The organism is Microbacterium sp., assembly GCF_047972865.1.
Taxonomy (GTDB): domain Bacteria; phylum Actinomycetota; class Actinomycetes; order Actinomycetales; family Microbacteriaceae; genus Microbacterium.
Genome location: NZ_JBKEAY010000085.1, coordinates 1 through 6901, shown reverse-complemented (window position 1 = coordinate 6901; position 6901 = coordinate 1). Strand labels below are relative to the sequence as shown.

Below are 6901 nucleotides of genomic sequence, written 5' to 3'. Positions count from 1 at the left end.
CGAGCGGATCGTTGCCGTCACGCCCGCATCGAGAGCGGTCGTGAGGTCGGTGAGCTCGGGTCGCGCGACGAACGAGTCTACGACGCGGGGGCGGTTCCCGGTCACGACGTGGGGGCGGGCGCGCACCAGGTCGGCAAGACGCTGGTCGATCAGCTGCCGGATGTGGTGATCGTGTGGAATCCTGGCCTTGAGTGCGTTGAGGGCCGTTCCGGTGGCCTCGATGAGGTCGGCGTGGGTCATCGCCGCCGTCGCCGCGCTGTGCGTCACGTCGATGAGCGTGCGCGTGTATTCCGTTTGTCCCTCCGACATTCCGTCGAAGAGGTCCGGGTTGACTCGAAGAAGTGCGGCTTGGAACTCCTCGGCACCGAGGAGTGCCGCACCGAACAGCGCCTCGCGCGACGCATCGGTGATGCAGCCGACGAGGATCTCTTCTGCGGCGGTGCGGTCCGCATCCTCGACCATCCCCCACTCGCGCGGGGCGTTCTCGCCGGAGAGGACTGCCCCCGCGCTGACGACGATGGCGCGGAGTTTCCGGCGACCGACGGTCGCGTCCGCGCCGAGAACGTCCTCGGTGCCGGCCTGCAGCATCCGGTCGAGCGGCCCGGGCAACGCGAGCCCCGCGAGCGCCGAGAGAACCCGAATCCCCGCTTTGGCCGTCCCGTTCACGCTGCGCCCCCTCGCCTCTTCCTGTCACCCTAGCGTCCCGCGCTCCCCGGCCCCGGCTGTCGCAGAGCGGGCGGGGATGTGACATCCGTCATGGGGAACCGGTCACGGCGGGCTCCTGACGGGACGCGGGCGGGGCGGGATGCTGGGGACATGACGAAAGACACCGCCCCGCCGCTGGCGCTCGACGTCGACGACGTGCGCCAGCACTTCGGTGCCGGGGAACACCGGGTACGCGCCGTCGACGGCGTGAGCTTCCGCATCGCCCGCGGCGAGGTCGTCGCCCTCCTCGGGCCCAACGGCGCCGGCAAGACCACCACCCTCGACATGGTCGTGGGTCTCACCGAACCGGATGCCGGCTCGATCCGCGTCCTCGGTGAGCCCCCGCGCCGGGCGATCGCGGGTGGTCGCCTCAGCGCGGTGTTGCAGACCGGCGGGCTCCTCGCCGACATCACCGTCCGTGAGACCATCGAGGTCGTCGCGGGCCTCCACCGCGCATCGCGCCGCGTCGACGACGTCATCGCGCAGGCGGGCCTCGGCCCGATCGCCGGCCGGCGCATCGGCAGATGCTCGGGCGGCGAACAGCAGCGCGTCAAGTTCGCGCTCGCCCTGCTGCCCGACCCCGACGTGCTCGTGCTCGACGAACCGACCGCTGGGATGGACGTCGTCGCCCGGCGCCGCTTCTGGGACGTCATGCGCGCCGACGCGGATGCCGGCCGCACCATCGTCTTCGCGACGCACTACCTCGAAGAGGCCGAGCAGTTCGCTCGCCGTACCATCGTGCTCAGCCACGGCGTCGTCGTCGCGGATGCCGACACCGCGCACCTGCGCGCCTCGCTCGGCGGGCGCACGGTCTCGGCCCGGCTCCCCGACGAAACCCCGGGCGCCGTCCACGACCTCGCCGGTGAAATCGCGGGCACACTCGGTGTCTCCGGCATCCGCATCGACGGTGACCGCATCACGTTCCAGGCCGCGGATGCCGATTCCCTCGCCCTGCGCCTGCTGACGGCCGGGGCGAGGGACCTGGAGATCACCGCGCCCACCCTTGAATCGGCATTCACCACCCTGACCGAGGAGCTCGCATGAGTGTGATCGCGCCCGCCATGTTCCGTGTCGAGCTGCTGCGGCAGGTCCGCAACCCCTACACGCTGGTGTTCACCCTCGGGCTGCCCGTCGCGATGTACATGCTGTTCGGCGCGACCGCCGAGTGGGCCGCCAGCAGCGTCGGCGACGCCAACGTCGCGTTCTACGTCATGGTATCGATGGGGGCGTACGGCACCGCGACCGCGATGAGTTCGATGTGCTCGCTGGCGGCATCCGAAGTGGCACAGGGATGGGGCCGCCAGCTCGCGCTGACACCCATGCGCATGACGACCTACGCCGGCACCAAGCTCGGTGCGGCGGCGCTGTACTCGGTGCTCGCGGTGGCCCTCGTCTACCTCGCCGGTGCGCTCACCGGCGCCGAAGCGGACGACCCGTGGCGCTGGGCGGTGGCCGCGGTCCTCACGATCGTGGTCGGCACGATGTTCGGACTGTGGGGGATGGGGGTCGGCCTGCTGTTCACCTCCGACTCCGCCGCCGCGCTCGCCTCGATCGCGATCACCTTCTTCGGCTTCTTCGGCAACGCCTTCCTGCCGATGAGCGGCATCATGCTCGACATCGCCCACTACACCCCGATGTACGGGTATGTGGCGCTCGTGCGCTGGCCGGCGACCGACGGCGCGCTCGTCGACGGCGGATCCGACCCGCTGTGGGCGGTGATGCTGAACATCGTCGCGTGGACGATCGTCTTCGCCGGTCTGGTGCGCGTGGGGATCGTGCGGTCGCGTCGTCGTCGCTAGGCTCGCAAGAAGATGACAGCGGCGACAGCGGTGGGAACAGTGACATTGGCCGAGGCCGGACCCTGGTCGCGGTACGGGTGGCTCGTCAGCGTCGTCTGGCTGGTGTTTCTGATCTACCCGATCGTCGCGCTGGCGCAGTCCGAGGCAGATCCGCTGTGGGTGGTCGTCGGCGCGGTCGCGACCGCTGTCTTCGCCGTCGGCTATGTCGTCGGCTTCGTCGTCGGGATGCGCTCGGGGTGGCTGTGCAGTCCGCGCCTGGTCTGGCGCATCTTCGGCGTCCTCGTCGTCTGCCCCGTGCTGACGATCCCCGCCATCGGTGACGAGGTGCTGACCTTCCTGCCCTTCTTCGTCGCGTATGCGGGTTTTCTGCTCGCGCGCAGCCTGATGTGGGTCGTCGGGGCGGTCACCGTGGTGGTCGGGGGCACGGTCGCCGTGTTCGCCGGGGGTGTCGGTCAGCATGTCGCGGTGCTCATCGCGATCGCGCTCGCGTTCGTGATGACGGCGACCACGACGACCCTCATTGAAGCGGGCATCCACGATCAGCAGACCGAACTGGCGCTGTCGGCGAGCAGAGAGCGCGAGACCATCGCGCGCGACGTGCACGACCTCATCGGACACACCCTCACCGTCGTCAAGCTCAAGGCCGACCTCGCCGCACGCCTCGTGACTGCCGAGCCCGACCGGGCTGCTGCCGAGATCGAGCAGGTGTCGCAGCTGGCCGCCGAGGCGATCGCGAGTGTGCGACGCACCGTCACCGGGATGCAGGCGACGACGCTCGCCGATCAGCTCGCGGCATCGGCGGCCGCACTGTCCGATGCGGGGGTGTCGATGACGACGTGCGGGGAGGTGGCGGCGATCTCGCCCGTGCAGTCGCTGACAGCGGGATGGATCCTGCGCGAGGCCACGACGAACATCCTCCGCCACGCCGGTGCACGCGCGGTGCGCGTCGAGGTCGGCCCCGGGCGGGTCACGATCGAGGACGACGGCCAGGGAGTGGCCGCGCCGGTGGGCAACGGCATCCGCTCGATGACTGAGCGGGCCGCGCAGGCCGGCGCGCGGCTGGACATCGAGCCCGTCCACCCCACCGGCACCCGGGTGAGTGTGACGTGGTGAGCGATCGGATCCGGTTGTTGCTGGTCGATGACCAGGCGCTCGTGCGTGGCGCGATGGGCGCGCTGCTGGGTCTGGAGCCCGACCTCAAGGTCGTCGGCGAGGCGGCCGACGGCGGCGCCGCCGAGGCAGAAGCGGCTCGGCTGCGGCCGGATGTCTGCCTGATGGACATCCAGATGGCCGGGGTCGACGGCATCGCCGCGACCGTCGCCGTCCGCGCGGCCAGCCCCGCGACGCGCGTGCTCATCGTCACGACCTTCGCCCGCGCGGGATATCTGCGTTCGGCGATGGATGCCGGGGCGGCCGGGTTCATCGTCAAGGATGCGCCCCCCGCTGAACTGGCCGCGGCCGTGCGCCGCGTGCATGCCGGTGCGCGTGTGGTCGACCCGGCGCTGGCAGCAGAGTCGCTGTTCGACGGGGCCAACCCCCTCACCGAGCGGGAGCAGCAGGTGCTGCGGCTGTCGGCCGGCGGCGCGCCGGTGGCGGCGATCGCGCGCGAGGTGTTCCTGTCGCCAGGGACGGTGCGCAACTATCTGTCGACGAGCATCGGCAAGACCGGCGCCGCCAACCGCGTCCAGGCCGCCCGAATCGCCCGCGAGAAGGGCTGGATCTGAGCTCCCCGAGCCCGGAGTCCCTGAGTCCCTGAGTCCCTGAGTCCCGCTCCCGCCGCGGCCGCGCCCCGCCTCGGCTCGCGAAACTTCACGAATGTCCCCAAATCGCGTCAAAAGCGGGACATTTGTGAAGTCTCGCGGGGTCAGTCGTGCGGGGGTCGCCGCGCGGGCGGGGGTCGCCGCGCGGGCGGGGGTCGCTGGGCGGGCGTAGCGGGGCTCAGGGGCAGGCGGCCCACAGGCCGGCGGCGGCGGTGCGCGCCTCGGCCTCGGCGGTAGCGAGCAGGTCGGCGTGGGCGGTGTTGGGCGGCACGGTGAGCGTCTGCGCGAAACCCCCGGCGACCAGGATGCCGTTGACGAAACGGCCGTCGTCGGTCCACACGTAGGCGAGCTGCCGGTCGTAGCGGTCGGTCGCCTCCGCGTCGTGCACCGCCCAGAACCGCGCGCCCTGCGGAAGCAGCCGCCGCAGCTGTGCGCGCGCCTCGTCGGCCCCGCACTCCGGGGTCGGCGTGCCCTCCGGGGCATCGATGCCGATCAACCGCACCTCCACCTCGCCGACCGGGAACCCGCCGCCGGTCGACATCGCGCGCAGACTGTCGCCGTCGTACACGTGCTCGACGGTCAGCTCGACGGCTCCCTCCGGGAGGGGGAGCGCGGATGCCGGGGTCTCCTGGGCATCCGGCCGAAACACGGTCCAGCCGATCACGACCACGGCGACCACAGCGACCGCCGCCAGGGCCACGAGTACGGCGCGGAGCTTCATCGTGCGCGACTCCATCGCGGCGCGCAGCCCCTCCCCGTGAGGGGAGCGGTCAGGCGGCCAGCCGCAGGCCGCGGCGGTCGGTGGCGACGTGGTCGCCCGCGGCGATCTGCTGATCGTCGCCGATCAGCGACAGCGGTGCGACCCGCGCCCCGGCGCCGACGTACACGCGGATGCCGATCTTGGCGCGGTCTCCGATCGCCGCGCCCGGGCCGATGTGCGCGTTCGGCGCGATCTGCGCGTTCTCGCCGATGACGGCATCCGGTTCGACCCACACGCCACGGCCGATGTACGCGCCCGCGGCGACCTGCGCCCCGGGTTCGACATACGCGCCCACCTCGACCAGCGCGCTGGAGTGCACCTTCGCGCCGTGCGCGATCAGCCCGCGACCGTTGGCGTGCTTGCGGTAGCGCAGGGTCTCGCCGCGGTCGTCCTCGATGTCGATGTAGTTCTTGCCCAATGAATCCTCCCGGAACCAGGGACAACGCGGTCGGGAGCGATTCCATTCCCGAGAGTGCGATGTCGGCGCGCGGGACTCGGCCCAGCCCCCTATCCAGGCGCTGGCGCATTCGTTAGAGTCGAATCCGCGGGACGACGACCGCGCACTGTACGACATCGTTCGGGGCCCAGAAATGAGGCATCCCATGCGGTCGCGTACCGCCGAATCCCCCCTGCCCCGGGCTCTTGCCTTCGCCGCCGCCGGCGCGACTGTCACGGCCTCACTGATCGCATTCGCGACGCCTGCTCACGCTGCACCGTTGCCGAGCGAGTGCGTGACGTGGGACAACTGCCGCGTCGTCCTGGACACGACCGATCCCGACGATCAGGCCCTCTGGCGCCTCCCGGCCGGCGCGACCGACATCGTGTTCACCGCGAAGGGCGCCGACTCCGGTTCGGGTACGCCTGGCGGCAACATTCAGGCGGAACCGCTCGCTCACGTGCTTGCCGCGGGGGACGAGTTCGTGATGTTCGTGGGCTCTGCGGGGGGCGCCTCCAACGGCGACAGTGGTGGTATCGGCGGGATGGGTGCCGGAAACGGCGGAAACGCCAAGGCCCCGGGGGCGTCCGTCGGCGGGTCCGGAGGCGGCTCCGGCGCTTTCGTGTTCCGCAGCAATGGCGGCGGCTGGGACCCCTTCCTCATCGTGGGCGGCGCCGGTGGCGACAGCCCGGACTCGGTCGGCGGCGGCGCACTCAGTCTCAACGGCGGATCACCGGCGGCTGCCGGATCCGTTCGAAACGGCGGACCGGCCGGCGGTGGGACACTCTCTGCTCCGGGCGCGGCGGGTGTCGCGGGAACCGAGGGTAACGCCACGATGGGCTATGTGGGCACGCCTCCGCCGATCGTCGACGGCATATCCGAACCGTACGTGCTCGCCTTCGAGTCGGCGGGACACGGCGGGAACGGCGCAGACCCGCGCCCCGGATATCTCGACGGCGGGAGCGGCGGCGGGGGCGGGGGCAGCGGCTACTACGGCGGCGGTGGTGGGGGCGGCGGCGATGCCGGGAGCACCGGCCAGGGATGGGCTGGGGGTGCCGGTGGTGGCGGTTCCGCCTACGTCGACGACACACGGTTGAGCTACGCTCCCGCCGACACCGTTCCCGCCGGCGCCGACAGTGCCATCGTGATCACCTTCAGGATGGCCGGTGCGAACGTCGTCGCGACCGACGGCTCCGGCTCCGTCGGGCAGACCGCCACGCTGACGGCGGACCTGTCCTGCAACGTCGATGGACACACGCCTGCGGCAGGCAGCGTCACCTTCTCGGCGGGAGGAGCGACTTTGGCCACCGCGACGGTCGCCGCCGGGGCGACGACGGCGTCCGCCGACTTCACGCCGACCGCGTCCGGCGCCCAGACCATCACCGCCGCGTTCCAGGCTACGAACCCCGCCGACCCGTGTTCGGTCGGCGACACCGCCTTC

Annotated in this window: 7 protein-coding genes and 1 pseudogene; 5 read left to right on the top strand and 3 right to left on the bottom strand. The window is 71.5% G+C overall.

Going from position 1 to position 6901, the window contains the following annotated elements; all coding sequences use genetic code 11:
• On the bottom strand, positions 1–666 hold a 666-nt coding region (locus tag ACK5KK_RS05495), incomplete at its 3' end, for a hypothetical protein (RefSeq protein ID WP_416889085.1).
• A 150-nt stretch (positions 667–816) separates the two neighbouring features.
• Here ACK5KK_RS05495 and ACK5KK_RS05490 point away from each other — a divergent pair.
• From ACK5KK_RS05490 to ACK5KK_RS05475, 4 genes are read left to right on the top strand one after another with little or no spacing between them, the layout of a single operon-like run.
• On the top strand, positions 817–1749 hold the full coding sequence (locus ACK5KK_RS05490; RefSeq protein ID WP_416889084.1) for an ABC transporter ATP-binding protein: 933 nt from the start codon (positions 817–819) through the stop codon (positions 1747–1749).
• Positions 1746–2504 carry an ABC transporter permease gene (locus tag ACK5KK_RS05485; protein WP_416889083.1) on the top strand — a complete coding sequence of 253 codons (759 nt, stop codon included), beginning with the start codon at positions 1746–1748 and terminating at the stop codon, positions 2502–2504. The genes ACK5KK_RS05490 and ACK5KK_RS05485 overlap by 4 nt, the downstream gene beginning before the upstream one ends.
• 12 nt (positions 2505–2516) lie before the next feature.
• Entirely contained in the window at positions 2517–3617 is a 1101-nt protein-coding gene (locus ACK5KK_RS05480) for a sensor histidine kinase (protein ID WP_416889082.1), read from the top strand.
• Positions 3614–4228, top strand: coding sequence for a response regulator (locus tag ACK5KK_RS05475; protein ID WP_416889081.1), 615 nt, complete (start codon positions 3614–3616; stop codon positions 4226–4228). The genes ACK5KK_RS05480 and ACK5KK_RS05475 overlap by 4 nt, the downstream gene beginning before the upstream one ends.
• Positions 4229–4442: 214 nt before the next feature.
• On the opposite strand, the gene ACK5KK_RS05470 is transcribed toward ACK5KK_RS05475, so the two are convergent.
• Together ACK5KK_RS05470 and ACK5KK_RS05465 are read right to left on the bottom strand one after the other, a co-directional pair.
• Positions 4443–4985, bottom strand: coding sequence for a thermonuclease family protein (locus tag ACK5KK_RS05470; protein WP_416889080.1), 543 nt, complete (start codon positions 4983–4985; stop codon positions 4443–4445).
• A 49-nt stretch (positions 4986–5034) separates the two neighbouring features.
• Positions 5035–5442: a transferase gene (locus tag ACK5KK_RS05465; protein ID WP_416889079.1), complete on the bottom strand. Its 408-nt coding sequence runs from the start codon at positions 5440–5442 to the stop codon at positions 5035–5037.
• Positions 5443–5755: 313 nt separating this feature from the next.
• Between ACK5KK_RS05465 and ACK5KK_RS05460 the strand changes: the two are divergent.
• A pseudogene (locus ACK5KK_RS05460) lies at positions 5756–6901 on the top strand (hypothetical protein); the annotation flags it as partial.

Bases quoted from the DNA above. Each gene is read 5' to 3' on its own strand.
- ACK5KK_RS05470 (WP_416889080.1), bottom strand. From the start codon at position 4,985: ATGAAGCTCCGCGCCGTACTCGTGGCCCTGGCGGCGGTCGCTGTGGTC.
- ACK5KK_RS05485 (WP_416889083.1), top strand. From the start codon at position 1,746: ATGAGTGTGATCGCGCCCGCCATGTTCCGTGTCGAGCTGCTGCGGCAG.
- ACK5KK_RS05490 (WP_416889084.1), top strand. From the start codon at position 817: ATGACGAAAGACACCGCCCCGCCGCTGGCGCTCGACGTCGACGACGTG.
- ACK5KK_RS05480 (WP_416889082.1), top strand. From the start codon at position 2,517: ATGACAGCGGCGACAGCGGTGGGAACAGTGACATTGGCCGAGGCCGGA.